The 26,540-nt window shown below is 67.3% G+C and carries 22 protein-coding genes; 12 read left to right on the forward strand and 10 right to left on the reverse strand.

Annotation, left to right across the window (positions count from 1 at the left end; translation table 11 throughout):
- Positions 1 to 285 precede the first annotated feature (285 nt).
- Complete coding sequence (locus tag WC729_RS22605) at positions 286 to 975, reverse strand: UTRA domain-containing protein (protein WP_372856707.1); 690 nt, start codon at positions 973 to 975, stop codon at positions 286 to 288.
- Positions 972 to 2,318, reverse strand: a complete 1,347-nt coding sequence (locus tag WC729_RS22610) for a formimidoylglutamate deiminase (RefSeq protein WP_372856708.1) — start codon at positions 2,316 to 2,318, stop codon at positions 972 to 974. The genes WC729_RS22605 and WC729_RS22610 overlap by 4 nt, the downstream gene beginning before the upstream one ends.
- Positions 2,319 to 2,377: 59 nt before the next feature.
- On the opposite strand from WC729_RS22610, the gene hutI reads away from it, so the two are divergent.
- From hutI to WC729_RS22655, 9 genes are all read left to right on the forward strand, one after another.
- Entirely contained in the window at positions 2,378 to 3,589 is a 1,212-nt protein-coding gene (gene hutI / locus WC729_RS22615; protein ID WP_372856709.1) for an imidazolonepropionase, read from the forward strand.
- Positions 3,586 to 5,118, forward strand: coding sequence for a histidine ammonia-lyase (gene hutH / locus WC729_RS22620; protein WP_372856710.1), 1,533 nt, complete (start codon positions 3,586 to 3,588; stop codon positions 5,116 to 5,118). The genes hutI and hutH overlap by 4 nt, the downstream gene beginning before the upstream one ends.
- A 268-nt stretch (positions 5,119 to 5,386) precedes the next feature.
- Positions 5,387 to 6,196: an N-formylglutamate deformylase gene (gene hutG, locus WC729_RS22625; protein ID WP_372856711.1), complete on the forward strand. Its 810-nt coding sequence runs from the start codon at positions 5,387 to 5,389 to the stop codon at positions 6,194 to 6,196.
- Positions 6,193 to 7,860, forward strand: coding sequence for a urocanate hydratase (gene hutU / locus WC729_RS22630; RefSeq protein ID WP_372856712.1), 1,668 nt, complete (start codon positions 6,193 to 6,195; stop codon positions 7,858 to 7,860). Before hutG ends, hutU begins: the two co-directional genes overlap by 4 nt.
- Positions 7,815 to 8,468, forward strand: a complete 654-nt coding sequence (locus tag WC729_RS22635; RefSeq protein WP_372856713.1) for a HutD family protein — start codon at positions 7,815 to 7,817, stop codon at positions 8,466 to 8,468. The genes hutU and WC729_RS22635 overlap by 46 nt, the downstream gene beginning before the upstream one ends.
- A gap of 63 nt (positions 8,469 to 8,531) precedes the next feature.
- The gene (locus WC729_RS22640) at positions 8,532 to 9,215 is read left to right on the forward strand and encodes a Fe2+-dependent dioxygenase (protein WP_372856714.1); all 684 of its coding nucleotides are present in this window, start codon (positions 8,532 to 8,534) and stop codon (positions 9,213 to 9,215) included.
- Between the two features lie 82 nt (positions 9,216 to 9,297).
- A complete protein-coding gene (locus WC729_RS22645) occupies positions 9,298 to 10,413 on the forward strand; it encodes a PepSY-associated TM helix domain-containing protein (RefSeq protein ID WP_372856715.1) in 1,116 nt (371 codons plus the stop codon).
- Positions 10,414 to 10,481: 68 nt separating this feature from the next.
- Positions 10,482 to 11,780 carry an Hsp70 family protein gene (locus tag WC729_RS22650; RefSeq protein ID WP_372856716.1) on the forward strand — a complete coding sequence of 433 codons (1,299 nt, stop codon included), beginning with the start codon at positions 10,482 to 10,484 and terminating at the stop codon, positions 11,778 to 11,780.
- Positions 11,781 to 11,865: 85 nt separating this feature from the next.
- Positions 11,866 to 12,435 (forward strand): hypothetical protein, encoded by a 570-nt coding sequence (locus WC729_RS22655; protein ID WP_372856717.1) that lies wholly within the window; start codon positions 11,866 to 11,868, stop codon positions 12,433 to 12,435.
- Positions 12,436 to 12,439: 4 nt separating this feature from the next.
- Here the strand turns inward: WC729_RS22655 and WC729_RS22660 are convergent, their stop codons facing one another.
- The 6 genes from WC729_RS22660 to WC729_RS22685 all read right to left on the reverse strand — a co-directional run bounded on the left by WC729_RS22660 (position 12,440) and on the right by WC729_RS22685 (position 19,517).
- Positions 12,440 to 13,759: a CitMHS family transporter gene (locus WC729_RS22660; protein WP_372856718.1), complete on the reverse strand. Its 1,320-nt coding sequence runs from the start codon at positions 13,757 to 13,759 to the stop codon at positions 12,440 to 12,442.
- A gap of 174 nt (positions 13,760 to 13,933) precedes the next feature.
- Entirely contained in the window at positions 13,934 to 15,034 is a 1,101-nt protein-coding gene (locus WC729_RS22665) for a pyridoxal phosphate-dependent aminotransferase (RefSeq protein WP_372856719.1), read from the reverse strand.
- A 75-nt stretch (positions 15,035 to 15,109) separates the two neighbouring features.
- Complete coding sequence (locus WC729_RS22670) at positions 15,110 to 15,850, reverse strand: LuxR C-terminal-related transcriptional regulator (protein WP_372856720.1); 741 nt, start codon at positions 15,848 to 15,850, stop codon at positions 15,110 to 15,112.
- Positions 15,851 to 15,852: 2 nt separating this feature from the next.
- The gene (locus WC729_RS22675; RefSeq protein ID WP_372856721.1) at positions 15,853 to 16,761 is read right to left on the reverse strand and encodes a dihydrodipicolinate synthase family protein; all 909 of its coding nucleotides are present in this window, start codon (positions 16,759 to 16,761) and stop codon (positions 15,853 to 15,855) included.
- A 32-nt stretch (positions 16,762 to 16,793) separates the two neighbouring features.
- The gene (locus WC729_RS22680; protein WP_372856722.1) at positions 16,794 to 18,479 is read right to left on the reverse strand and encodes a hypothetical protein; all 1,686 of its coding nucleotides are present in this window, start codon (positions 18,477 to 18,479) and stop codon (positions 16,794 to 16,796) included.
- A gap of 69 nt (positions 18,480 to 18,548) precedes the next feature.
- The gene (locus tag WC729_RS22685; RefSeq protein WP_372856723.1) at positions 18,549 to 19,517 is read right to left on the reverse strand and encodes a threonine/serine dehydratase; all 969 of its coding nucleotides are present in this window, start codon (positions 19,515 to 19,517) and stop codon (positions 18,549 to 18,551) included.
- A 72-nt stretch (positions 19,518 to 19,589) separates the two neighbouring features.
- Here WC729_RS22685 and WC729_RS22690 point away from each other — a divergent pair, with 72 nt between their 5' ends.
- The 3 genes from WC729_RS22690 (at position 19,590) to WC729_RS22700 (ending at position 22,247) form a co-directional block, all read left to right on the forward strand.
- Positions 19,590 to 20,243 carry a transcriptional regulator gene (locus tag WC729_RS22690; protein WP_372856724.1) on the forward strand — a complete coding sequence of 218 codons (654 nt, stop codon included), beginning with the start codon at positions 19,590 to 19,592 and terminating at the stop codon, positions 20,241 to 20,243.
- Positions 20,240 to 21,145, forward strand: a complete 906-nt coding sequence (locus WC729_RS22695; protein ID WP_372856725.1) for a hypothetical protein — start codon at positions 20,240 to 20,242, stop codon at positions 21,143 to 21,145. Before WC729_RS22690 ends, WC729_RS22695 begins: the two co-directional genes overlap by 4 nt.
- Positions 21,146 to 21,242: 97 nt before the next feature.
- The gene (locus tag WC729_RS22700; RefSeq protein ID WP_372856726.1) at positions 21,243 to 22,247 is read left to right on the forward strand and encodes an alpha/beta hydrolase family protein; all 1,005 of its coding nucleotides are present in this window, start codon (positions 21,243 to 21,245) and stop codon (positions 22,245 to 22,247) included.
- Between the two features lie 349 nt (positions 22,248 to 22,596).
- Here the strand turns inward: WC729_RS22700 and acnA are convergent, their stop codons facing one another.
- Both acnA and WC729_RS22710 read right to left on the reverse strand, forming a co-directional pair.
- Positions 22,597 to 25,164 (reverse strand): aconitate hydratase AcnA, encoded by a 2,568-nt coding sequence (gene acnA / locus WC729_RS22705; RefSeq protein WP_372856727.1) that lies wholly within the window; start codon positions 25,162 to 25,164, stop codon positions 22,597 to 22,599.
- The gene (locus tag WC729_RS22710) at positions 25,161 to 26,474 is read right to left on the reverse strand and encodes an MFS transporter (protein ID WP_372856728.1); all 1,314 of its coding nucleotides are present in this window, start codon (positions 26,472 to 26,474) and stop codon (positions 25,161 to 25,163) included. Before WC729_RS22710 ends, acnA begins: the two co-directional genes overlap by 4 nt.
- Positions 26,475 to 26,540: the final 66 nt, after the last annotated feature.

The raw sequence follows: 26,540 nt of genomic DNA on the forward strand, positions 1-26,540 counted from the left end.
CTCCGCATTCTTTCCCCCGCACGATCAGGCCAAGACGGTACAAACCATTCTCATAACTCTGATCTACCTTATAGCCTAGATGGGCAGTCAGGTGCAGAGGATGGAGTACAAGCATACCCGTACACTATGGCCGTACTTACATCATTACTCGAAGTATATTTGCGATACCTGATAGGCGTCGAAAAAATCGACCCCCACGTCGGGTGGCGGAAACCCTCGAATACTATCGCCTTTACTTGCGCGGGTGCCGAACACGGGTCGCAGAACCGCCCTGCGCAGGCGGAATCAGGCGCGGGGCGTGAAATCCTCGACCAGATCGTAGCGATCGCCTGGGAAAAGCTGCTGCGCGACAGTAACCGGCGCGCCGTTCCGCCAGGTCCAGCGCTCGATCCGCAGGCAGGCGGCATGGGCCGCGATGCGCAGGTGCCGCGCGATGGCGGGCGGGGCGGGGACGGCGCTGATCCGGTGGCGCGCATCTGTCCAGGGCACATGATCGAGCAGCCAGGTGCCGGGCGCCAGCGCGCTGAAATCCACGTCCCGGGCCTCGGGCACGGTGCCCAGATCGAGCCAGCGCTCTTCCCAGCCGAACGGATCGGCGCCTGCGTGATGGACGCCGCACAGCCGCAACCAGGGCCCCGCCGAGTCCGCCACGTCTTCGGGCGGATCGGTGTCGATCGCCCGCGAGTCGAGCTGCCAGCGATAGGCCTCGCCGCGTGCCGCGATCAGCGCGCCGATATCGGGCACGCCTATCACGGCGGAGCGGATGCGCGGATGGGCAACGAACGAGCCCGCGCGCCGCCGCCGCTCGATCAGGCCTTCGCGCGCGAGCCGGCTGATCGCCTTGTTCGCCGTCGCGCGCGCGCAGCCATAGGTCACGACCAGCTCATGCTCGAACGGGATGCGCGTGCCGGGCGCCCATTCGCCGGAGCGGATGCGCTCCTCGATATCGCGCCGGATGCGCGCCTCGATCGTCATGCGTCGATCAGACGAGTCAGGACGGCCGCGAAGCGCCGCCGCGTCTCATCTCTGCGCACGTGCCTGCCCCCTTCGACCAGCCGCACGCCCCGGCGCCAGACACAGTCGATCCCAGCGCGCGACGCAAAAATCCAGCTGTCGAGCAGCCTGTCGCCCGACCGCGCGACGAGCGCCGGGTCATTGGCATCGAGCGAGACGAGATCCGCCGGATGACCGACCGCAATGCCGCCCGCCACGCCGAGCGCGCGCGATCCGCCGGCAAGGGCGCCCGCGAACAGGGTCGCACCGACCGATGCCCGCGCGCCGGCGAGCACACAGCGCTCGTGCCGGCTCAGTCGCTGGCCATAGTCGAGCAGCCGCAATTCCTCGGTCGCGGAGATCAGCACGTTGGAATCGCTGCCGATCCCGAACGCGCCGCCTTCGGCAAGATAGGCGGCGGCCGGGAAGATCCCGTCGCCGAGATTGGCCTCGGTGATCGGGCACAAGCCCGCGACCGCGCCGCTCCCGGCGATGGCCGCGCGTTCGGCATCGGTGACATGAGTGGCATGGACCAGGCACCAGCGCTCATCGACCGGCAACTCGTCGAACAGCCACTCTACCGGGCGCAGGCCGCACCAGGCGAGGCAGGCAGACACCTCCTTGAGTTGCTCGGCGATATGGATGTGGACCGGGCCGCCCGCCGCAAGCGGCAGGATCGCGCGGATTTCCTCGGGCGTCGCCGCACGCAGGCTATGCGGCGCGATGCCGACCACCGCATCCGGACCAACGGCATCGCGCGCACCCTCGACCAGTCGCGCAAACCCATCGGGATCGCTCAGGAACCGCCGTTGCGCCGCCCCCGGCACCGCGCCGCCAAAGCCACCATGCGCATAGAAGACCGGCAACAGGGTGAGGGCGATTCCGCTCGCCTCGGCCGCCGCGGCCATCCGCGCCGCCATTTCGGCCGGGTCGGCATAGGGACGGCCATCCACATCATGGTGGAGATAATGGAATTCCCCGACGCGGGTGAACCCGGCCTCGAGCATCTCGACATAAGCCAGCGCCGCGATCGCCTCGACATCCTCGGGGCCGAGCCGGTCGAGGAAACGGTACATCAAGTCGCGCCACGACCAGAAATCGTCGCCGGTCGTGCCGCGCTGTTCCGCAAGGCCGGCCATGCCGCGCTGGAAGGCGTGGCTGTGGAGATTGGGCAGGCCGGGCAGGCCGATCGCGTGGCGCTCGTCGCCGGCTGCGGGATCGACGCCGGTCGCGATGGCGGAAACCAGCCCGTCGGAAATCTCCAGCCGGACTCGATCGGCCCAGTCTTCGCCGACCAGCGCGGTCTCGAACCACAATGCGGACATCGGCACCTCCTGTCGAATATGTCTAGACATATTCATCGCTTTGGCCAAGTCTGTATCGCATGACGACTCCGGACCATCCCCGCTGCGACCGGCTGTGGCGCAATGCACGGCTGATGACCTGCGTCGATGACGGACTGGGGTTGGTCGAGGATGGCGTGGTCGCGGCGCGCGATGGGCGGATCGCCTATGCTGGCCCCGCGAGCGACGCCCCGGCCTTCAATGCGGCCGAGACGATCGACTGTGCGGACCGCTGGATCACCCCGGGCCTGATCGACTGCCACACGCACCTCATCCATGCCGGCGACCGCGCCCGCGAGTTCGAGATGCGGCTCGACGGCGCGACTTATGAAGAGATCGCCCGGGCAGGCGGCGGCATCCGCTCGACCATGGCCGCGACCCGCGCCGCGAGCGAGGCCGATCTGGTCGCCACCGCGCTCCCCCGTCTCGACGCGCTGATCGCCGGGGGCGCCACCACGGTCGAGGTCAAGTCGGGCTACGGCCTCACGCTCGACGATGAGCTGAAAATGCTCCGCGCGGCCAGGGCGCTGGGCGAGGCGCGCAAGGTCCGCATCCGCACCACCTTCCTCGGCGCGCACGCGCTCCCGCCCGAATATGCCGATAACCCCGATGGCTATATCGACCTCATCTGCGACTCGATGATCCCCGCTATCGCCGGCATCGCCGATGCGGTCGACGCCTTTTGCGAGGGCATCGGCTTCACCGCCGCGCAGACCGAACGTGTCTTCGCTGCCGCGGCCGCGCACGGCCTGCCGGTCAAGCTCCACGCCGAGCAACTGTCCAACCTCCACGGCGCCGCGCTCGCCGCGCGTTATCATGCGCTGTCGGCCGACCATCTCGAATATCTCGACGAGGCCGGCATCGCCGCGATGGCACGGAGCGGCACCGTCGCGACCCTGTTGCCCGGCGCCTTCTACTTCGTGCGCGAGACCAAGCTGCCGCCGATCGGCGCGCTGCGCGCCGCCGGGGTGCCGATCGCGCTGGCGACGGACTGCAACCCGGGCACTTCGCCGCTCACCTCGCTGCTGCTCGTCATGAACATGGGCGCGACCCTGTTCCGCCTGACCGTCACCGAATGCCTGCGCGGCGTCACCGTCAATGCCGCCCGCGCGCTCGGGCTGCAGGACGAGACCGGCACGCTCGAGGCGGGCAAGGCCTGCGACCTCGCCATCTGGGATGTGGGGCACCCGTCCGAACTCGTCTATCGCATGGGCTTCAACCCGCTCCATGCCCGTATCTGGAGTGGCCTATGAGCGCGATCACCCTGAAACCCGGCGCCGTGCCGCTGGGCGAGTGGCGGGCGATCTACCGCGGCGCGGACGCGCGGCTCGATCCCGCCTCCGCCGGTGCGATTGCCGCGAGCGCCGCTGCGGTCGAGCGCATCCTTGCCCGGGGCGAGCCCGTCTACGGCATCAACACAGGCTTCGGGAAGCTCGCCAGCGTGCGGATCGCGGGCGAGGATCTCGCCACGCTCCAGCGCAACATCGTGCTGAGCCATGCCGCCGGGACGGGCGGACCCTCGCCGGTCCCGGTCGTCCGCCTGATGCTGGCGCTGAAGCTCGCCAGCCTCGCCCAGGGTGCCTCCGGCGTGCGGCCGGAGACGGTCGCGCTGCTCGAGGCGATGCTGGTCCGCGGTCTGACGCCGGTGATCCCGGGACAAGGCTCGGTCGGCGCTTCGGGCGATCTCGCGCCGCTCGCGCACATGGCCGCGACGATGATCGGCGTCGGCGACATCCTGGTCGATGGCCAGCGCCTGCCTGCGGCTGACGCGCTCGCCGCAGCCGGCCTCGCGCCACTGACGCTCGGGCCGAAGGAAGGCCTGGCGCTGCTCAACGGGACGCAGTTCTCGACCGCGAACGCCTTGGCCGCACTGTTCGAGGCGGAGCGGCTGCACCAGTCGGCCCTGGTCACCGGCGCGCTCTCGACCGAGGCGGCCAAGGGCTCGGACACCCCGTTCGATCCGCGCATCCATACGCTGCGCCGCCATGCCGGGCAGATCGAGACCGCGGCGGCGCTCCGCACCCTCATGGCGGGCTCGGCCATCCGCGCCTCGCACGCGACGGGCGATGAGCGCGTGCAGGATCCCTATTGCCTGCGCTGCCAGCCCCAGGTGATGGGCGCGGTGCTCGACCTGCTGCGCCAGGCCGCCGGGACATTGGAAGACGAGGCCAATGGCGTCTCCGACAATCCGCTGATCTTCCCCGACACCGACGAGGCCTTGTCGGGCGGGAATTTCCACGCCGAACCCGTGGCCTTCGCCGCCGACATTATCGCGCTCGCTCTGTGCGAGATCGGCTCGATCGCCGAACGCCGCATCGCCATGCTGGTCGATCCCGCGCTGTCGGGCCTGCCGGCTTTTTTGACTCCGCGGCCCGGGCTCAATTCCGGCTTCATGATCCCGCAGGTCACGGCGGTGGCGCTGGTCTCGGAGAACAAGCAGCGCGCTTATCCGGCGAGCGTGGACTCGATCCCGACTTCGGCCAATCAGGAAGACCATGTGTCGATGGCCGCGCACGGCGCCCGCCGGCTGCTCGACATGGCGGAGAATCTCGGCGCGGTGATCGGCATCGAACTGCTCGCCGCAGTGCAGGGCTGCGAGTTCCATGCCCCGCTCACCTCGTCGGATGCGCTGGAGGCGGCCCGGTCGCGGCTGCGGCAGGACGTGCCCTGGCTCGACCATGACCGCCACATGCATCCGGATATGGAAGCGGCGAACGCGATTATCCGATCAGGTGCGCTGATCGAGGCGGTTGATGTCGCGCTACCGGGCGTCGCGGCATGAGCGCCGAGCCCACCCCCTGCCGTCACCCCGGACTTGTTCGCGAGTTAAGCGACCCACCCAAAAGCTGCGTCCCCGGCGAAGGCCGGGGTCCAGTTGGGGGACGATCGTGGTTCGCGTTGCGCGTCGTTACAGCAGCTTTCCCAACTGGACCCCGGCCTTCGCCGGGGAAGGGCGGGGTTTGTGGAACCGCTTTTCCATGTCCACCGTCGTTGCTGGTTGCACGATGGATGCCGGAACAAGTCCGGCATGACGCGTGGGGAGTGTTCGCATGAGCGTCGAAGTCCGGCGCGGCACGGCGCCGCTGGTCGTCAGCTTCCCGCACACCGGCACCGATATCCCAGCCGAGATCGAACCGGGCTTCGTCTCGCTTTGGCTGGCGCGGCGCGACGCCGATTGGTGGATCGACCAACTCTACGACTTTGCCGCCGATCTCGGCGCGACGACCGTGCGCACCACCATCTCGCGCAGCGTGATCGACGTGAACCGGGACCCTTCGGGCGCATCGCTCTACCCCGGGCAGGCGACGACCGAGCTGTGCCCGACCACGACCTTCGACGGCGAGCCGCTCTACCGCGAAGGCCAGGAACCCGATGGCGAAGAGATTGCTCGCCGACGCGCGCGCTGGTTCGATCCTTATCACGAAGCGGTGGCGGCGGAATTGGCGCGGCTGCGCGCAGAACATCCTAAGGTCGTGCTCTACGACGCGCATTCGATCCGCAGCCGCATCCCCCGGCTGTTCGAGGGCGAACTTCCCCAGTTCAACATCGGTACCTTCTCTGGAGCGAGCTGCGATCCCGCACTGGCCGACGCAGTCGAGGCCGAATGCGCGGCATCCGGCCTGAGCCATGTCCTCAACGGTCGCTTCAAGGGCGGCTGGACCACGCGCCATTATGGCCGCCCGTCGGACGGTATGCACGCCATCCAGATGGAGCTGGCGATGCACGGCTATATGGCTGAGCCCGAAACGCCGACCCCTGACACCTGGCCCACCGAACTTGACCCCGCCGCGCCGCTTCGCGCGCCGCTCACCCGCATCCTGAAGGCTTGCCTCGCCTTCGCCGAAAAGGACGCCGCATGAATCGCCTCGACAACAGCCGTATCATCCGCCCCGCCACCGGCACCACGCTTACCGCGAAGAGCTGGCTGACTGAGGCGCCATTGCGCATGCTGATGAACAACCTCCACCCCGACGTCGCCGAGCGGCCCGAGGAGCTGGTCGTCTATGGCGGCATCGGCCGCGCCGCGCGCGACTGGGAAAGCTATGATCGCATCGTTGCTGCGCTGACCCGGCTCGAGGATGACGAGACGTTGCTGATCCAGTCGGGCAAGCCGGTCGGCGTCTTCCGCACGCACTGCGATGCGCCGCGCGTCCTGCTCGCCAATTCGAACCTCGTGCCGCACTGGGCGACCTGGGAGCATTTCAACGAACTCGATCGCAAGGGCCTGGCGATGTACGGCCAGATGACCGCTGGCTCCTGGATCTATATCGGCACTCAGGGCATCGTTCAGGGTACCTACGAGACCTTCGTCGAAATGGGCCGTCAGCATTATGGCGGCGACCTCACGGGCCGCTGGCTGCTGACCGCAGGGCTTGGCGGCATGGGCGGCGCCCAGCCGCTCGCCGCGGTGATGGCCGGCGCCTCTTGCTTGGCGATCGAGTGCCAGCCGAGCCGGATCGAGATGCGGCTGCGCACCGGCTATCTCGATCGTTCGGCCGATACGATCGACGAAGCGCTGGCGATCATCGATCAGGCCAAGGCCGATGGAAAACCTGTCTCGGTCGGCCTGCTCGGCAATGCGGCGGACATCCTGCCCGAGCTGTTCGCCCGCGGCGTGCGCCCCGATCTGCTGACCGACCAGACTTCGGCGCATGACCCGCTCAACGGCTATCTGCCCAAGGGCTGGTCGCTGGAGGATTGGGTTCAGGGCCGTGAGCGCGATCCGCAATCCGTGATCGCCGCGGCCAAGGCGTCGATGGCGGTGCATGTCCGCTCGATGCTCGACTTCCAGGCCGCGGGCGTGCCGACGGTCGATTACGGCAACAATATCCGCCAGGTCGCCAAGGACGAAGGCGTAGCCAACGCGTTCGACTTTCCCGGCTTCGTCCCCGCCTATATCCGCCCGCTCTTCTGTCGCGGCATCGGCCCGTTCCGCTGGGTCGCGCTGTCGGGCGATCCCGAGGATATCTACAGGACCGACGCCAAGGTGAAGGAGCTGCTGCCCGACAACAAGGCGCTCCACACCTGGCTCGACATGGCGCGCGAGCGGATCAAGTTCCAGGGCCTGCCGGCGCGGATCTGCTGGGTCGGGCTCGGCGATCGCCACCGGCTCGGCATGGCGTTCAACGAGATGGTGGCGAGCGGCGAGCTCAAGGCGCCGATCGTCATCGGCCGCGACCATCTCGATTCCGGCTCGGTCGCCAGCCCCAATCGCGAGACCGAAGCGATGCGGGACGGGTCGGATGCGGTGTCCGACTGGCCGCTGCTCAACGCCCTGCTCAACACCGCGTCGGGCGCGACCTGGGTGTCGCTGCACCATGGCGGCGGGGTCGGCATGGGCTATTCACAGCATGCCGGCATGGTGATCGTCGCCGACGGCACCGAAGAGGCGGCGCGGCGGCTGGAACGCGTGCTGTGGAACGACCCGGCGACCGGCGTGATGCGCCATGCCGATGCGGGCTACGACATCGCAGTCGATTGCGCGCGGGAGAAGGGGCTCGATCTTCCGGGAATTCTCGGCTGAGCAGCCATCGCATCCTGCGGGCGGCAACGCGCCACCAGACGCCGTGGCGCAATGGCGGCGGGATGACGACGGAGGTCGCCACCTTCCCGCCGGGCGCTGGCATGGACGATTTCGTCTGGCGGGTGAGTATCGCCGAAGTGCGGGAAGCCGGGCCGTTCTCCGACTTTCCCGGCATCGATCGGACATTGTCGGTACTGGAAGGCACGCTCTCGCTGGCAGTGGCGGACATGCCGGAGCAGCGCCTGGACGCGGCGGCCGCGCCCTTCGCCTTTCCCGCCGACGTGCTCGCTTGGGGCGCACCGATCGATGGCGCGGTCCGGGATCTCAACGTGATGGTTCGCCGAGGCCATTGCACGGCGGCGGTCGAGCGGCTGCCGGTGGGAACGGCGCCGGTCGGCGGCGGCACTGCGACGTGGCTGATGATCGTCGCCACCGGCGATGCGACCGTTGCGCACGATACCGGGATCGAGACCCTGGCCCGGTTCGACGCGATCCTGTTCGAAGGCCCCATCCCGGAGGCAATCACGGTCGGAAGCGATCTGCCGAGCTTCGCGATCCGGTTGCAGGGCCTGTCCGCTCTGATTGACATTGATAACCGTTCGCAATAGCGAACCCATGACCGAAAAGGGGTTCAGCTTGCGCATTGTCATGTCCAGCCGCGGGGTCGCGCGATGCTGATCGCGATTCCCGATCTGCTGTCGTCCGGGCAGCTTGCCGAGGTGCGGGCGATCATCGACGCGGCGGCATGGGTCGACGGCAATGTCACCTCGGGCCATCAGTCGGCCCTCGCCAAACGCAACGAGCAGCTTCCCGAGGAGTCGGAGGCCGCGCGCCGTGCAGGCGGCATAGTGCTCGATGCACTGTCCGCCTCTCCCCTGTTCGTTGCGGCCGCACTGCCGCTCAAGGTCTTCCCGCCCTTGTTCAACCGCTATGCCTGGGGCCAAGCGTTCGACACGCATATCGACAATGCGATCCGCATCCGCCGCGGCAGCGATTTCCGCATCCGCAGCGATCTTTCCGCGACGCTCTTCCTCGCCGATCCCGACAGCTATGACGGCGGCGAGCTGGTGATCGAGGGGCAGTTCGGCGAGCAGAAGGTCAAGCTGCCTGCGGGGCATATGGTGCTTTATCCCGCCTCGAGCCGCCATCACGTAACGCCGGTGACGCGCGGCACCCGGGTCGCGTCCTTCTTCTGGATCCAGTCGATGGTGCGCGACGAAAGCGCGCGCAACATCCTGTTCGACCTGGATTCAGCGGTGCAGGCGGTCGCGGGCGACCGCGGGCAGGATGATGTGGCGGTGGTGCAGTTGACCGGGGTCTATCACAATCTGCTGCGCCGCTGGGCTGACGTCTGAGCCAATCTCGCAAACGATTCGCAATTGCAACACCGAGTGTGGATGCTAAAGCTCGGCGTGGGTCATCAGCGAGGGACTAAGGATGAGCAAGCTGGCGCTGCGGCGCACATGGTTTCAGGTGCACAAATGGATCGGCCTGATCCTCGCGATCCTGATCCTTCCGATCTCGGTGACCGGCGCGGCGCTCGTCTGGGACGAAGCGCTCGACCATGCGATCAACCCGCAGCGTTATGCAGTGAGCGGCGGCACCCTGATCGATCCCGATCTCTATGTGCAGGCAGCCCGCGGCGCACTCGGCCCGGGCGACCGGGTGACCACGCTGACTCTGCCCGACGACGATGGCGATCCCGTCATGGTCGCCGCCAGCGTGGCGGGCCCCGCCGCGCGGAGCGGCCCGCCGATGCGCACGACGCTCTATCTCGATCCGCCGACGGCGCGGGTGCTCGACAGGGCGACCGGCAATTCGGGCCTGATCCGCACCATGCATGTCATCCACGGCAGCTTGATGGTGCCGGGCCTGGGCCGCCAGATCGTCGGTTGGATCGGCGTGGCGATGATGTTCTCCTGCTTCACCGGGCTATGGCTGTGGTGGCCGACGGTGGGGAAATGGGTGCGCGGGCTGCGCTGGCGGCGGCACAATAATCTCGACACCAACCTTCACCATCTGATGGGATTCTGGATCGCGTTGCCGCTGTTCGTGCTGTCGCTGACGGGGGCCTGGATTTCCTTCCCGCAATTCTTTGGGTCACTCGGCGGGGGCGGGCAGCAGCGTGGGGCAGGGCCGGATCGCGCCGCGCAGGCGCGCGCAAGGCCGCTGGAGACGACGCGGCTATCGCTCGACACCGCGATCGCCAGCGCCCAGGCGGTGGTGCCGGGCGATGTGCGCCAGGTGATCTGGCCGACCGATCTCAAGCCGGAATGGCGCGTGGCGCTCGATGGCAACCCGCAGCCGACCGTCACGATCGATGACGGGACCGGCGTCGCCAAGGCCGGGCGCGTGCAGAAAGAGGATACGGCGCGGCTGATGCGGCGCATCCATGACGGCACGCGCATGGGGCTGCTCTGGCAGGTGATCATCGTGCTTGGCGGCATCCTGCCCGCGCTGCTGGCGATCACTGGCGTGATCATGTGGTGGCGCGCGCGGCGCTGGAAAGCCGACCTCAAGGCCCGGCAGGCGGCAAAGGCGGCCGCCGGATAACAGGGCTTGCCCTGACGCGGCGTGAAGCGGCATAGGCGCCGCCCTGTGTGCTGCGTCGGAGGTCGGCAATGGAAGATGTTGCCGCACGCACCGCGATCGGCCTGGATTTCGGAACCACCAACAGCGTGCTCGCCCGCACGGACGCTGACGGCGGCGCGACCCTGGTAGAATTCGACGGGCCGGAGGAGCGCGGCGCCGTGTTCCGCTCCGCGCTCTGTTTCTGGCATGACGATGACGCGCGCGGCGGGATGGCAGTCGAGGCCGGCCCCTGGGCGATCGCCGAATATCTCGATTATCCGCAGGACACGCGTTTCATCCAGTCGTTCAAGTCAGTCGCCGCCAGCCCGGTGTTCGAGCACGCCTCGGTGTTCGAGAAGCGCTACCGCTTCGAGGATCTGGGCCGGCTGTTTCTCGACAAGCTCTCCGCGCACGCCAGCGGCCTGAAGACACGGCCGCAGCGCGTCGTGGTCGGGCGTCCGGTCGAATATGCCGGCGCGCGGCCCGACGCCGCCCTGGCCCGCCAGCGCTACGACGCAATGTTCGCGGGCTTCGGTGCCGAGATCCATTATGTCTATGAGCCGCTCGGCGCCGCGTTCAGCTATGCGACCCGGCTCGAGGAGCCTGCCACCATCCTCGTTGCCGATTTTGGTGGCGGCACCAGCGATTTCTCGGTGGTGCGTGTCGCCGCACCCGGTGCGGCGAAACGCTGTGTGCCGCTCGGCCATGCCGGCATCGGCATTGCGGGGGATCGCTTCGATCAGCGCATCGTCGACCGGCTGGTGCTGCCAATGCTCGGCAAGGGCGGCAGCTATCGCTCGTTCGACAAGATCCTCGATATCCCGGGCGGCTATTTCGCCGACTTCGCCGATTGGTCGCGGCTCGCGCTGATGCGCAACCGCCGGACGCTGGAGGAACTGCATCGGCTGCAGCGCTCGGCGATCGATCCCGCCGCGATCGGTCGGATGATCGCGTTGATCGAGAACGAGCTTGGCTTCCCGCTCTACGATGCGGTCGGTCGTTTGAAGCGTGCCCTGTCGGCCGGGGACAAGGCGCATTTCCACTTCTCGGGTGCCGGGCTCGAGATCGAGGCCGATGTCGCCCGCACTGAGTTAGAGAGCTGGATCGCGGACGATCTGCGTCGCATCGACGCGACAGTCGATCGCGCGCTGTCGGTTGCGGGGCTTGGGGCGGACGGGATCGACCGGGTGTTCCTGACCGGCGGCTCCTCGCTGATCCCCGCCGTCCGCGCGCTGTTCTCCCGTCGCTTCGGCGATGCAGCGATCAGCTCGGGCGGCGAACTCACCTCGATCGCGCACGGTCTCGCGCTGATCGGGCAGCAGGACGACATCGCCGCCTGGTCGGCCTGACATCGAACCGCAACCTTGCCGTCATCAAAGCTGCATCGATCACCGGTACGCTGCCACATGTGATCGACTTTCGGGAGCGAACGGCATGATTCACCTCGGCGACATGGTGGCGGACCGGATCGACCTGCTGGCGCGGTTCAGCGCCACCTTCGGCCAGGACGTCTGGGTCCACCGCACCAATGGCTGGACCCTGATCGGCCTGGACGCGGCGTCGTTCGGCAAGGAAGCCGTTAACGGCCTGCAGACGGCCTGGCTGCGCGAGACCCTGCAGGGCTGTGACGGGCCGATCGGCCTGTTCCTGCACGAGCCCTGGTTCGGCGATTCGGCCGGTCGCGAGGTACCGCCGGCAATGCGGCACCATCTCGAGGCGCTGTTCGACGGGCACGACCTGTGCTTCGTGGTGAAGGGCTATACCCATCAAATCCAGCCGCATCCCGCCGACGATATCGGTACGGGTTGGGTGCCGGCGATCGGCTTCGCCGTGCCGGCCGCTGTCGAGGGCGATAGCCGGCTGGTCGGACTCGCCCGGCTGACGCTGGATCGCGACGGGCACCGGTTCGACTATGTCGAGGTGCCCGGCATGCCGCGCCTAGACCCAGCTGAGTATGTCACCGCCTTTGCCGCGCCTGCTCGGCGCGAACTTGCCGCCGCTTGAAGGCTCAGCCCTTGTAGAAGGGGAAGACGCCGAGCAGCAGGCAGGTGATCATGAACACCGCGCAGGAGCCGAGCGCCCAGCGGAAGGTGAAGCGCTGGTGGTCGCCCAGCTCGACCCCGGCGAGGCCGACCAGCAGATAGGTCGAAGCGACGAGCGGGCTGAGCAGATGGATCTGCTGCCCGATCAATGATGCGCGGGCCAGCTCCATCGGAGTCAGGCCATATTGCACGCCGGTCTGGCCGAGTACCGGCAGCATGCCAAAATAAAAGGCGTCGTTGGAGATCAGCACGGTGAAGGGAATGCTGACCAGCGCGGTGATCGGCGCCATGTACGGCCCGAGCGCGGGCGGGATGATGTTGATGACGGAGTCGGCCATCGCATCGACCATCTTGGTGCCCGACAGGATGCCAGTGAAGATGCCCGCGGCGAAGATCAGGCTGACCGTACCCAAGGCATTCCCGGCATGGGCGGCGATGCGTTCCTTCTGCTGCTGCAGCCGCGGATAGTTGACCATCGCGGCGATCGCGAAGGCGAGCATGAACAGCACGACCAGCGGCAGCGACCCGATCACCAGCAGCACCAGCAGAGTGGCAGTGAGCGCGAGGTTGAACCAGAACAGCTTAGGCCGGCGCATGCTGGTGTCGCCGCCCATCTCGTCGTCGATCACCTCCTGCGCGGTCGTCTGTTCATTGTCGTCGGTGAGCGCGAGAGCCGCGAGCCGGCGCCGTTCGCGCTTGCCGAAGACCCAGGCAACGAAGAAGGTCCAGACTGCGGTCGTCGCCATCGCCGGGATCAGCCCGACGAACAGCTCGCGCGGATCTACGTGCAGCGCAGTCGCGGCGCGGACGGTCGGGCCGCCCCAGGGCGCGATGTTCATGACCGCGCTCGACATGATGAGCAGGCAGGTCATCATGCGCAGGTCCATCTTCATGTGCCGGTAGAGCGGCAGCAGCGCGGACACGGTGATCATATAGGTTGTGGTGCCGTCGCCATCGAGCGAGACGATGAGGGCGAGCGCGACCGTGCCGATCATGATGCGCATCGGATCGCCGTGCACCAGGCGCACGATCAGCCGGATCAGCGGATCGAACAGGCCGGTATCGATCATCAGGCCGAAATAGAGGATCGCGAACAGCAGCATCACGCCGGTCGGCGCGAGCTCGATCACGCCCTTCACCATCATCGGGCCGAGACCATGGGTGAAGCCGGCGCCGATGGCGAACAGGGTCGGGATCAGGATCAGCGCGACGAGCGCGGAGAGCCGCTTCGTCATGATCAGCGTCATGAACGTCGCGACCATGACAAAAGCCAGAATAGCCAGCATCTTCCCTGCCAGTCCCCCCTGCCGGCGGAGGGCACATTTCCCCCCGCTCGGTTCTTAGCAGTCTGATATGCAGGCCGCTGCTGTCATCGACCTGTCATGGGCGATAACCGTATCGGTCGCCAAATCCTATTCGCAAACAGCCGCTTGCGGTGGGGAGCGGCCCGGCAATCCGCACTAGCCGCGGAGCGCGGCGGAGATCGCCTTCAGACCGCCCTCCAGCTCCTCGGCGGTGGGCCAGCCATAGCCGAGGCGGAAATAGGTGTCGGGCAGCTCGAACCAGTGGCCCGGGCCGACATAACAGCCATGCTCTTCGAGCAGGCGCTTGTAGAAGGCATCGGTGCCGCCGGGAGGTTCCCGGCGCATGCGCGGGAAACAGACCACGCCGCCGCTGGGCGCGACCCATTCGAGCAAATCCTCGCCCGCCATCCACTCCGTGATCCGCGCGAGGCGGCGACGCATCTCGGTCAGGACAGGCTGGAGGATCTCGTCGCGGCGCGACAGAATCTGCTCGCCGACCCATTCGTCGATCACGCTGCCGCAGATGCTGATCTGCTCCTTGGCGGCGAGGAAGCGCTCCTGCAGCGCCGGGTCCCTGCTGATGATCCAGCCGATGCGAATGCCGGGCACGCCATACGCCTTGGACAGGGAGGCAACACTGATGACATGGTCGCCGAGCGACGCGGCGAGCGGCAGCGTGCCGTCGAGCGACAGGTCGCGATAGGTCTCGTCGACCAGCAGCACGCAGCCGCGGTCTTTCGCCAGCTCGACCAGCGCGCGCAGTTCGGCCTCGGCGAGCATCGTGCCGGTCGGGTTGTGCGGGGTGGTGACGCTGATGATGCGGGTCTGCGGCGTGACCGCGGCGGCGATGGCGGCGGGATCGATACGGAAGCCGGACTCGAAGTCCAGCTCGACATGGGTGACCTTGCAGCCGATCGCGCGAGGGGTCTCCAGGTTGGTGGCATAGTTAGGCCGGACCACGACGAGATGGTCGTCGGCGCCGAGCAGGGCGGTGGCGATAATGAACAACGCACCGGCCGCACCGACGGTGACCAGCACGTCGTCTGCCTCGACGCCGCCGCTGGCCTCGGCGATCAGGCGGCGCAGTTCGGCGCCGCCGCGATGCTCGCCATAGAGCAGGGTGAGGTCGGGGACGGTCAGGCCGAGGCCGTGCACGGTGCGGTCAGCGACCGAGCTCTCGGAAAGATTATAGCGGATGCGGCCATAGCCATATTCCTCGGGCGACTCGACCTCGATCGGCATCCGGACATAGCGCATGGGGTTCTCCTTTGAATCGATGTGCCGTCGAAACTGCACGTGCGGCGCCGACAGCGCCATCCCCCGGAGGAGGGATCAGTGGAGGCTGCGCTGGCCTGCGAACAGCTCGGCGAGCGAACCGATGCCGAGCTTGCGGAAGATCGCCTTGCGGTGATCCTTCACGGTGTGGCGGCTGATCCCGAGCCGCAGCGCGACCGCTTCCGACGAGCAGCCGAGGAGCAGCAGGTCAGCGACCTCGCGCTCACGCGGCGAGAGGACCGCGTGCCGGTGCATCGGGGTAAGGCGGGCATGGCAATCGAACGCCGCCGTGATCGGCGCCTCGAGCGCGCCGAGCAGCCTGAGCGTGCGCGGCGACACCGGGCGGGCGGTACGCTCGCGGTAGAAGCCGCATTCCATGACTCCGCCACAGGCGGGGAAATAGAGGCCGACTTCCTCCAGCCGTTCGGGCCAGCCGATGGTGCGAAAGCCGAGCTCCTCCTCCGGCGCCGGAACGAGGTGTCCGATGCAGCCCTCGACCCGCCGGTCGGACGGGATGCGATAGTCCCGTGCGCGGAGGGCGCCGCGCGCGGGATGGCCGGTCAGGATCGGGTTGATGCGGTGGGTGACGCCGACATAATTCTCGATGCCCTGCCGCCCGCCGACCCGGTCGAAATTGTCGAACAGGGCGATCGGGACCTCGCTGCGGCGATGCAGGATCACGGCGGCGAGATCGAAACCGATCAGGCCGCCGACCAGGCCGGCCGCGATCGCTTCGAAATCCGCCTGCCCGATGGCGCCGATGATCCCTGCGATCGTGCTTTCCCTGGTCGCTATCATGGTCAGGCCGCCAGCGGCCGGCGAGTGTCGAGCGCGGCGATCGCGCCCTCGATCGTCGACACGACATGCGCGCGCTCCGCGCCCACCAGCGGCAGGCGCGGCGCGCGCGTCCATTCCGGCGCGCCATAGACAAGATGCTCGGCGAGCTTGATGTACTGCACGAGCTTCACATGGGTATCGAGGTGAAAGCTCGGGGTGAGGATGTGGTACAGCTCGCGCGCCTCGGCATAACGCTGCTGCGCGCAGAGATTGAAGATCGCGACGCATTCGGCTGGCCAGACATTGGTCATGCCCGATACCCAGCCGGTCACGCCGAGCGAACTGCTCTCGACGATGAGGTCGTCGACGCCGCAGAAGACGCTGAACCGGTCGCCGAACTCGATATAGGTGTCGGTCACGCGGCGGATGTCGCCGGTTTCTTCCTTGATGCAGACGATCTCCGGCACATCGACCAGGTCCCGCAGCACTTCGGCGGTGACGTCCACGCCGTAAGCGATCGGGTTGTTGTAGATCATGATCGGCAGCGAGGAGGCGCCGGCGATCTCGCGGTACCAATGAGCAGTTTCGCGCGGATCGGTTTTGTAGCCTAGGCTCGGGAAAACCATCATGCCGCGCGCGCCGAACCGCTCATAATCGCGGGCATGCGCCTTCGCTGTCTCGAGCGTGATCTCGGCCAGGCCGGAGAGCAGCGGCACGCGGCCGGCGACTGCCTCGACGCCGGCGCGGATCACCGTCTCGCGCTCGGTGGGCGCCAGCGAGGCGTTCTCGCCCAGCATCGGCAGCACGATCACGCCCGACACGCCGTTATCGACCAGCCGCGCGATGCTGGCCTGAGTCGCTGGCAGGTCGATCTCGCCTGCCTCGGTCATCTTGGTCGTGACGGCGGGGAATACCCCTTTCCAGATCGCCATTGTCTTCTCCGATACGTTCAAACAGGTGCGCGTCAGTGCTTCTTCTTCGCGTCGAGCGCGGCGATGCGGCGGGGGTCCGACGAAGGCTCCCAGACATCGGACGCGGTCGCGACCAGCTCCTTGCGTGTCGTCCAGGGGCGTCCGCCCGGCACGGTCTTCTGGCCGAGCGCGGCGGCGCGGGCATAGGCGACCATGCGCGCTTGCACTCGCTTCTTCTCGGACTCGGGCCAGGTCTCGTAGGGGTGGGGGCCACGGACCACGACCAGCTCCTTGGGGCCGTTGACCCGGCTGTTCGAATCCATCGAGCCTTCGAGCCCGGCGGCGTAGTCCCACAGGCCGCGCGCCTGGAAGAGGCTCGGCCATTTGTGGATGCCGGCGAGCACTGCCGAGCTGGGGAAGAACACGATGTTCTGCTGAAGCTCGGTACCGACGGTGAACAGCCCGCGATCGTCGCCAAGGCCGCGCGAATTGTCCTCGTCGGTCATCTGCGCGGGGACATAGCCCATGCCGCTGGAGAATTCGGAGAAGAGGATCGCGCCGCGGATCGTCTTGTCGCCGATCGCGGGGCCGCAATCGAGATCGGCCAGGTCGTAATGGCAGGTCTTGTCGAAGTTCATCGTCATGGCCCAGCCGCTGGCCATGGTGCCGCGCGAGCTGCCGAGGAACAGCACCGGCACGCCGGTGGCAGGCGCGGTGCCGCGGATCGAGGCCGCCGCGGCCTGGCCGCTGAGCGCCTGACCCCTGGGTGTCAGGGCACGCATGCCCTCACCCGAACGCAGGCTGGCGACGATCGCGAGCAGGTCGCGGCCCTGCTGCAGCGTGTTGGTGTCCGCCACACCAGTCGACAGGCCGACCCCGCGTCGATCGAAGATCAGCACGTCGAAGCCGGCGCGGTAGAGCACATCGGCGGTCTTGCGCCAGGTACGCTGGCCGACCGAGCCCGAGGTCTTGTTGGGATAATCGTTGAGCTCGGTCTCGCCGTTGGGGAGGATGCGGTAAAGCGTGTCGCGCGGATCGTCGATCGCCGCGACGCGCTGGCCGCCGCCGCCGCTCATGATGACGAGTGCACGGGTCCTGCCGCCCTTGTCGTTGGCGATGCCGGTGCCGCGCAGATACCAGCCGCGCAGCTTGACGGGGGTGTCCTGCTTCAGGTGGATCCGCTCATAGGGATCGACGGGTGCCGTGAACTCGACGGTCCAGCTGTTGGCGTCCGCCTGGGCGAAGGATTCGGTATAGGGCGCGCGGGCGAAGAAGGCGGGGCGGCGGATCGCCTTGAGGTCGATATTCTCGCCGACCGGTGGCTTCCCGAGCAGATAGAGCGCGTGCGGATCGGTGATGCGCGCTTCCTTGTTGGGTGGATGGCGCGCATCGACCTGATGCTGGACGCGTTTGGCGCAGGCCGTATCGGCCATGCAATCCTTGTAGCGCTGGCGCAGCTTCTCGTCGGTGAACTCGTTGACGTAGAAGTCGCCCGTGTAATCGGCGGGGGGCTGGGCGGCGGCGGTGGTGAAGCCGACACAGGTATCCGGGCCGAGCGCGGTCTTCATCCTGTAGCCGGGGACCTGCAGATCGCGGTCGAAGCCGGCATGGGTGACGCAGTCCGGCGGTTCGCTGCGCGGCTTGGCCGGGCTTGCGTCTGCGGGCGTCTGCGCGAAGGCGACTCCCGGGCTTGCCAGCAACAGCGCGGCCAGGCCCGCCCTCAGCATTTCGCTCTTCATGCTCGATCCCCTTCCATTCCTTGTCGCGAGGCTATCCGGTGATTGCCGTCACCAAGCTGTCACGAAACATCAGTCCTCCCGGCCGAGCTCCATCGCGCCCATGAAGGTCTCGACCGAGACGTTGCGGCCGCACAGCACCACCGCGACCTTCTTGCCGCGCCATGTTTCCGCGGTCTGAAGCAGCCCGGCGACGGCGACGCCGGCCGATCCTTCGATCATCCAGCGCTCGGCCTCGGCGATGCGGCGCATGCCGCGCGCGATCTCGATCTCGCTGACGGTCAAGGTCTCGTCGATCACTTGCTGGCAGATCGGGAAGGTGACCGATCCCTGTTCCACCGCGCCGGTCGATCCGTCGGACAGCGTGTCATATTCGGGCGTCTCGATGATGTGGCCGGCCTCGAGCGAGTCGAGCATGCAGCGTGAAGCCTGGGGCCAGACGCCGACGATTGTCGTGTTCGGGCTGAGTTGCTTCATCGCGGTGCCGACGCCGCTGATCAGTCCGCCGCCGCCGACGCAGATGAACACGGCGTCGAGATCGGGCGCCTGGTTGAACAGCTCCATACCGAGTGTGCCCTGGCCGGCGATCGTGTCGTAGTCATTGTACGGCGCGACATAGGGCTTGCCCTGCAGATCGGACTGGCGCCGTGCCTCGAGCTCGGCCTCCAGCGAGGGGCCGTCGAACACGACCAGGGTGGCACCGAGCGCTTCGATCGCGCGCATCTTGGCCGGCGGCGCCGAGCTGGGGAGGTACACGGTGACGGGAACCCCGGCGAGCTTGCCGGCGCGGGCGACGCCCTGACCGTGATTGCCGGTCGACGCCGTGATCACCCCGCCGCGGGCCGCCTCGCCGAGGGTGCGGATCTTGTTGGCTGAGCCACGCACCTTGAACGAGCCGGTCGGCATCAGGTGATCGGTCTTGAGCATCACCTCGCAGCCCAGCGCCCCGGACAGCTTGGCGCTGTACTCAAGGCCCGACACGGGGACTTGCGGGCGGATGCCCTTGTCCGCTTCCATGATTCGCTCGAACAGCGTGGCCATCGGGTTCTCCTTGCACGGCACGGTGATTTGGATAATAAGTCTAATCTGGACTTGATAGTCAGGAAAGTTTGAATGCGCAAGCTGGCGGAAAAAGAGACGGCGGATCTGGTCGCGGCATCGCCGTTGCGACCGCACTTCGCGGTGGCACGGGGCATCGCGGCGCTGTTCACGCCCTTCGTCGAAGTGGCGGTGCACGACCTGGTCAGCGACAGCGTGGCCTGTGTCGCCAACCCCTTTTCGCCGCGGAAGGTCGGCGATCCGTCGGACCTGCGCGAGAGCCGATTCGCCGACGATGTCGATGTGCTCGGGCCGTACGATAAGGTGAATTATGACGGGCGGCTGATCAAATCGATCTCGATCGTGCTGCGCGACGATCATCTCAAGCCGGTCGGTCTGATGTGCATCAACGCCGATGTCACCGAGTTCGACGCGGTCCGGCGGATGCTGCACGGTTTCCTCGGAGCGGCCGAGTCGACTGACGCGACGATCGCGCTGTTCAAGGACGACTGGCACGAACGGATCAACCGTTTCATCGCCGCCTGGACCAAGGAACAGGCAACGACGGTCGACCGGCTGGACCGCACCGGGCGCCGTACGCTGATCGAGGCGCTGTTCGTCAGTGGCGGATTCGAGGGCAAGCGCGCGCCGGAATATGTCGCGGCGATCCTGGGGGTCAGCCGGGCGACGATGTATGGCGAGCTTGCGCGGCTGAGGACCGGCGCATGAGAGTGGTCGAGCTTCCCGAGATCCTCGCCGCGATCGACGCCGACGAGATCACCGCCGCGATCGAGGAGGGTTTCCGCCGGTACAGCTCGGGCCAGGCCGAGGCGATGGCGGTCGGGCATCTGTCGTTCGACGATCCGCCGGGCGATTGCCATGCCAAGGGCGCCTGGTTGCGCGGCGACGATGTGTTCGTGTGCAAGCTGACCACCGGCTTCTACCGCAACGACCTGGTCGGGCTGCCGACGAGCAACGGGTTCAGCGCGGTGGCGAGCGCCAAGACCGGGGAGATCCTGGCGATCCTGCACGACCTTGGGCAGCTCACCGATCTGCGCACCGCGCTGGCCGGGGCAATCGCCGCGCGACTGATCGCGCGCGCCGATACGCGGGTGCTCGGTGTGGTCGGGTCCGGAACTCAGGCAGCGCTGCAGGCCAAGTGGATCGCGAAGGCGCTGGGAATCGAGACCGTGCTGGTCTGGGCGCGCGACCCGGCCAAGGCGGCGGCGATCGGCGAGGCCGTGCCGCTCGCGGAGCTGGCGGCGCGGGCCGACCTGATCGTGACGACCACGCCGTCGCGGGAAGCGCTGATCACCGCGGAGATGGCGCGGCCAGGCATGCGCATCGTTGCGGTCGGCTGCGATACGCCGGGCAAGAGCGAGATCGCGCCGGAAGTCATGGCGCAGGCCCGGATCGTGGTCGATTCGCGATCGCAGTGCATCGACCATGGCGACACCGCCAATGCTGTCGCGGCGGGGCTGATCGACGGGAACGGCCTGATCGAGCTGGGCGAGCTCATCGCCGCGCCGATCGCCTTTGCCGCGGAAGAGATCGTCGTGGCGGATCTGACGGGGGTCGCGGTGCAGGACGTGCAGATCGCCAAAGCGGTGTGGGCGAAGCTCGCGGCGTGATGACAGCCTGATGACAGCCGGCCCGCCATAGCCTCCCCATGCCCGCACCCAAGCCCCGATCAACGGCAGGCTGTCGACGGGCATTTTTGGGGGACATATGGTCTGGCAGAAACTCGTCGCGGCAGGTCTTGGATTGACGTTGGCCCTGGCACCCGCCGCCGCCCAGAAGGAAGGCAAGCTCGACGCCTCGGTCGACACCGAGTCGAAGGATGTGCAGACTCGGCTCGAGGCGCAGCAGCATGATCAATATGCGACTCAGCAGCTGCTTTATGCAGTCTTGTTCAACCAGACCTATGGCGACCAGGTGAAGATGCGGCAGGTGCTGTATCCCAACCGGGACGGCGACTTCACCCCGGCCTATGTTTTCACCCAGCGCGGCCAGTCGGTCGGCAAGAGGCCCGGGCTGGTCGTGGTCCACGGCTCCTATCACGGCAGTCTGGACCCGAACATATTCGGCCTGATCGTCGATGCGGTGGGCAGGGGCTATGTCGTGATCTTCCCCGAATATCGCGGCAGCCGCGGTTACGGGAAGGCGCACTATGACGCGATCGACTTCGGCGGGAAGGAAGTGGACGATGTGGCTGCCGCCGCCGAGTATCTCGTCCATACCCATTCCGAGGTCGATCCGAAGCGGGTCGCCATTTACGGCCGCAGCAAGGGCGGGATGATCACGCTGCTGGCAATCCAGCGCTTCCCCAACCTGTTCGCGGCGGCCGTGGACAATGTCGGCATTACCGACATGGTCGCCTATATGGCGTATAAGCCCAATTTCCGCGGCGACGACGTGGCCAGGCAGCCACGCTTCGGCGGCAAGACCCCGGCGCAGGACCTGGCGCCCTATATCGACGTGTCGCCGCTCAATCATGTCGATCTGATCCAGACGCCGCTGCTGATCCAGTCGACCACCGGCGATCGTTCCGTCCCCGTCGCGCTGCACGCCGGGCGCCTGATCGACCTGATGAAAGCACGCGGCAAGGTGTTCGAATCGAAGATCTACGACATGGCGCCGGGCGGGCACCAGTTCGCGCAGGTGGATTCCGACCAGGCGCATGACGCGCAGGACGCGGTCTTCACGTTCCTCGACAAATATGTCGGTCGATAGGGCGGCTGTTTCCTCCAACATTTCGGCTGTTTCGCGGTTCTGATTTTTCTTCCGCTGTTATGTTGGATTTTCGGGGCGGATTCCGCCTTGTCGATCAGCAGCTTGGTGCGGGTTTTCCCTGTTATGCATAACAGCGGAAAAATCGCGCTGTTCGGGCGCGGTTTTTCCGCTGCTTTCCGCTGAAAGGCGGGGAAAAACCGTCCAACATTTATGGATGACGATGAGAAAGAGCAGGTCGAGGCCTGGTGGTGGCTCCGGCCGTTCGACGCTTGCACGGCTTCCTAGCGGGTTGAATCGACCTGCTGCCTGTTCCCCGAACCGGGTCCAGTAAGGAAAGCTCAGGAAAAGCTTAGCCCCTGCCGCTCAGCCGCGTGACGATTTCCGGCAGCAGGCCGCCGCCGGCGAGCATGGCGACTTCGCTCATCGTCTCGATCGCGGCGCGAGCGGGGATTGGCTCGATCGAGCCGTCGGCGCGGTACACCGATACCGACACGGGGCCTCGCGGATCGAGGTCTGCCACATCTACATCGATCGCGATCCGGTCTCCCGGGCGCAGCGTGCGCAGGGCAAGGGCGGTCTCGCGCGGGACCTCGATCGGCAGGATGGCGAGGTTGATCAGGTTGCTGCGGTGGATGCGCTCGAAGCTCGATGCAATCACGGCGCGCACGCCGAGCAGCCAGGCGCCCTTGGCCGCCCAGTCGCGCGACGAGCCCATGCCGTAGCGATCGCCCGCGACGATCGCGAGCGGGGTGTCGCCGTAGAGGCGCGCCGCTTCCCACAAGGGCAGGCGGGTGCCGCTGGGGGCATGGATGGTCCAGCCGGCGGGCAATTCCTCGCCAAGCAGATTCCGGACCGCGGGGTTGGTGAACAGGCCGCGGACCATCACCTCCCAATTGCCGCGCCGCGACGAGAAGACGTTGAGGTCGGCGGGGTCGGCGCCATGCTCGACCAGCCAGCGCGCAGCGTCGCTGCCGCGCGGGATCGCGCCGGCGGGGGAGATATGGTCGGTGGTGATGTCGTCGCCGAGTACGAGCAGCGGATGGGCGAGCATTGCCTGCGACACGCGCCGCGCGTCCACGCTGGCGAAGGGCGGCGGGCGCAGATAGGTCGAGGCGGGATCCCAGGCGAACAGCGGATCGGACGGCGCGTCGAGATCGCGCCAGGCCGGGCTTTCCTCCGCCGTGTCGAAGGCGCGCTGGACGTCGGCCGGATCGGCCGCGCGGGCGAGCACGGCGTCGATCTCGCCGCCGGTCGGCCAGAGATCGGCGAGGTGGACCGGATTGCCGTCGGTGCCGAGGCCGATCGGATCGCGCGCGATATCGCCGGTCGCGTCGCCGTGCAGGGCGAAGGCGACCACCAGGGGTGGGGAGGCGAGGAAGCTCGCCTCGACCTGGGGATGAACGCGGCCGGGAAAGTTGCGGTTGCCCGAGAGGATCGCGACGGGCGAAAGGCCGCGCCCGACCGCCTCGGCCATAGCCGGCACGAGCGGCCCTGAATTGCCGATACAGGTGGTGCAGCCGATGCCGACAATGGCGAAACCCAAGGCCTCGAGCGAGTCGAGCAGTCCGGCACGGCGCAGCAATGCAGCGGCGGAGGGCGATCCGGGCGCGAGCGAGGTCTTGACCCAGGGTTTGACCGAGAGGCCGGCGCGCCTTGCCTTTTGCGCGAGCAGCCCGGCGGCGATCAGCAGCCTTGGATCGCTGGTGTTGGTGCAACTGGTGATCGCAGCGATGGCGACGGCGCCGTGCGGGATGGTCGGATCGGGCGCGCCGATCGAGGGCGGGACCTTGCCGGCAATCTCCTCGAGCGCAAGCAGGTCCTGCGGGCGCGAAGGGCCGGCGACCGAGGGCTGGATCGCGCCGAGATCGATATCGACGATCCTGTCGTAATCGGGCGTAGCCTGCGGATCGAACCACAGGCCCTGGGCCCGGGCGTAGGTGCGGACTCGCTCAGTCGCCTCGGGGCTGCGCCCGGTCGCGACGAGATAGTCGATGGTGCGGATGTCGATCGGGAAATAGCCGGTCGTCGCGCCATATTCCGGCGCCATGTTCGCGACCACCGCGCGCTCGCCGGCGGAAAGCGTGCCGACGCCGGGGCCGAAAAACTCGACGAAGCGGCTGGCGAGATCGACCTGGCGCAGGATGTGAGTCACCGCGAGCGCGAGGTCGGTCGCGAACACGCCCTCGCGCAGCTGGCCGGTCAGCCGGACGCCGACCACGCCTGGCACGCGCAGCATCACCGGCGCGCCGAGCATCGCTGCCTCCGCCTCGAGCCCGCCGACGCCCCAGGCGAGCACGCCGATGCCGTTGACCATCGGCGTGTGGCTGTCGGTGCCGATCAGCGTGTCGGGGATCAGCCAGTGTTCACCGTCATGCTGCTCGACCGTGACGACCGTCGCCAGCCGTTCGAGGTTGAGCGTGTGCATGATGCCGGTGCCGGGCGGGTGGACGGTCAGGTTCGCCATGGCCTGGCTCGCCCATTTCATCAGGCGGAAACGCTCGGCATTGCGGCCGGCCTCGCGCGCGAGGTTCAGGCGCATCGCGTCGGGCGTGCCGAAATGGTCGACCGCGATCGAATGGTCGGTCGAGACGTCGACGCGGATCACCGGATCGAGCGCGCGCGGATCGCCGCCCGCCGCGGCGACGCCGTCGCGCGCGGCGGCGAGATCGACCAGCGCCGGAACGCAGGTGGTGTCGTGCATCATGATGCGCGCGGGATAGAAGGGGATTTCCGCATCGCTGCGGCCATCACGCAGCCACGCCGCGAGCGTCGCCATCGCTGCCCGGTCACCCGCGCTGCGGCGGAGCAGATTCTCGATCAGGATGCGGTGCACCCAGGGCAGGCCGGTCATGGCAGGGCCGATCGCCGCCGGCAGGTCCAGGGTGCGGAGCGGTGCCTCCGCGATATCGGCAGTCACGCTTCTTCGGTCCTTGAGTCGGAGCTCAGCCAGGCGAACCACACCATCATGAAGGCGATGAAGATCAGCACGGCGAGGAAGATGAGGCCCGCGATGGCACTGCCGGTCGAATCCTTGACCAGTCCGATCAGATAAGGTCCGGCAAAGCCGCCGAGATTGCCGACCGAATTGATCGCGGCGATCGCGATCGCGGCGGTATTGCGCGAGAGGAACAGGCCGGGCAGCGCCCAGAAGGGCGCCTTGAAGGCATAAAGACCCGTCAGCGCGACGCTGATCAGCGCGACGGCGACAAAGGTGTTCGCGGCGAGGCCGATCGCGCCGAGCGCGAGCGTCGCGGCGAGCAGGGGCAAGGCCGTGTGCAGATAGCGCTCGCCCTGTTTGTCCGAATGGCGCGACCAGACGACCATGCCGATGGTCGCGACGATATAGGGCAGGGTCGAGATCAGCCCGACTTCGAAGGTCGATGCTTCGGTCGACAGGCCCTTGACGATCTGGGGCAGCCAATAGCCGACGCCGAGGCTGCCGCACTGATAGGCGAAATAGATGACGCCGAGGTACAGCACCTTGGGGTGGGTGATCGCCGCGAAGGTGCCGAGCGTGCGGCGGTTGGCGGCGGGGGCATGCTCGGTCGCCATCTCGCTCGCGAGCCAGGTCCGCTCGGGCTCGGACAGCCATTTTGCCTGGTCGGGACGGTCGGTCAGCAGCCAATAGGTCGCGATGCCGCCGAGCAGAGCGGGGACGCCCTCGATCAACATCATCCAGCGCCATCCGCTGAGGCCGAAGCCGCTGACATGTTCCATGATCAGCGTGCTCATCGGCCCGCCCAGGATGTAGGAGACGGGGATTGCCGCGGTGAACAGCGCGATCACCGTCGCCTGTTCCTTGGTGCGGAACCACAGCGTCAGATAGAGGATGATGCCGGGGAAGAAGCCGGCCTCCGCCACGCCGAGCAGGAAGCGCAGGACGTAGAGCTGCGCCGCGGTCTGCACGAACGCGGTGAGCATTGAGACGACGCCCCAGCTGAGCAGGATGCGCGCGATCCATTTGCGCGGGCCGAACTTCAGCAGCGCGACGTTGCTCGGCACCTCGAACAGGAAATAGCCGATGAAGAAGATGCCGGCGGCGAAGCCGAAGGCCTGGCTGGACAGAGCCAGCTCGGCATTCATCTGGAGGGCGGCATAGCCGATGTTCGCGCGGTCGATATACGAGATGATGTAGAGCGCGAAGCAGAAGGGGATGATGCGCCAGAACACTTTGCGCGGGACGGTGCGCTCCATCCTCTCGTGATCGCTTGCTGCGGCAGATTGCATCGGAGTCCCCTCGTCTTATGGGGATCCAATACATTATGTGAATGCAAAGTGCAATCTGATGCGTTG

The sequence above is a fragment of the Sphingomonas sp. genome (assembly GCF_041661825.1).
Lineage (GTDB): Bacteria > Pseudomonadota > Alphaproteobacteria > Sphingomonadales > Sphingomonadaceae > Sphingomonas.

Coding starts and splice junctions, on each gene's coding strand:
- WC729_RS22605 (WP_372856707.1), bottom strand. CDS start 975: ATGACGATCGAGGCGCGCATCCGGCGCGATATCGAGGAGCGCATCCGC.
- WC729_RS22610 (WP_372856708.1), bottom strand. CDS start 2,318: ATGTCCGCATTGTGGTTCGAGACCGCGCTGGTCGGCGAAGACTGGGCC.
- hutI (WP_372856709.1), top strand. CDS start 2,378: ATGACGACTCCGGACCATCCCCGCTGCGACCGGCTGTGGCGCAATGCA.
- hutH (WP_372856710.1), top strand. CDS start 3,586: ATGAGCGCGATCACCCTGAAACCCGGCGCCGTGCCGCTGGGCGAGTGG.
- hutG (WP_372856711.1), top strand. CDS start 5,387: ATGAGCGTCGAAGTCCGGCGCGGCACGGCGCCGCTGGTCGTCAGCTTC.
- hutU (WP_372856712.1), top strand. CDS start 6,193: ATGAATCGCCTCGACAACAGCCGTATCATCCGCCCCGCCACCGGCACC.
- WC729_RS22640 (WP_372856714.1), top strand. CDS start 8,532: ATGCTGATCGCGATTCCCGATCTGCTGTCGTCCGGGCAGCTTGCCGAG.
- WC729_RS22645 (WP_372856715.1), top strand. CDS start 9,298: ATGAGCAAGCTGGCGCTGCGGCGCACATGGTTTCAGGTGCACAAATGG.
- WC729_RS22650 (WP_372856716.1), top strand. CDS start 10,482: ATGGAAGATGTTGCCGCACGCACCGCGATCGGCCTGGATTTCGGAACC.
- WC729_RS22655 (WP_372856717.1), top strand. CDS start 11,866: ATGATTCACCTCGGCGACATGGTGGCGGACCGGATCGACCTGCTGGCG.
- WC729_RS22660 (WP_372856718.1), bottom strand. CDS start 13,759: ATGCTGGCTATTCTGGCTTTTGTCATGGTCGCGACGTTCATGACGCTG.
- WC729_RS22665 (WP_372856719.1), bottom strand. CDS start 15,034: ATGCGCTATGTCCGGATGCCGATCGAGGTCGAGTCGCCCGAGGAATAT.
- WC729_RS22670 (WP_372856720.1), bottom strand. CDS start 15,850: ATGATAGCGACCAGGGAAAGCACGATCGCAGGGATCATCGGCGCCATC.
- WC729_RS22675 (WP_372856721.1), bottom strand. CDS start 16,761: ATGGCGATCTGGAAAGGGGTATTCCCCGCCGTCACGACCAAGATGACC.
- WC729_RS22680 (WP_372856722.1), bottom strand. CDS start 18,479: ATGAAGAGCGAAATGCTGAGGGCGGGCCTGGCCGCGCTGTTGCTGGCA.
- WC729_RS22685 (WP_372856723.1), bottom strand. CDS start 19,517: ATGGCCACGCTGTTCGAGCGAATCATGGAAGCGGACAAGGGCATCCGC.
- WC729_RS22690 (WP_372856724.1), top strand. CDS start 19,590: ATGCGCAAGCTGGCGGAAAAAGAGACGGCGGATCTGGTCGCGGCATCG.
- WC729_RS22695 (WP_372856725.1), top strand. CDS start 20,240: ATGAGAGTGGTCGAGCTTCCCGAGATCCTCGCCGCGATCGACGCCGAC.
- WC729_RS22700 (WP_372856726.1), top strand. CDS start 21,243: ATGGTCTGGCAGAAACTCGTCGCGGCAGGTCTTGGATTGACGTTGGCC.
- WC729_RS22710 (WP_372856728.1), bottom strand. CDS start 26,474: ATGCAATCTGCCGCAGCAAGCGATCACGAGAGGATGGAGCGCACCGTC.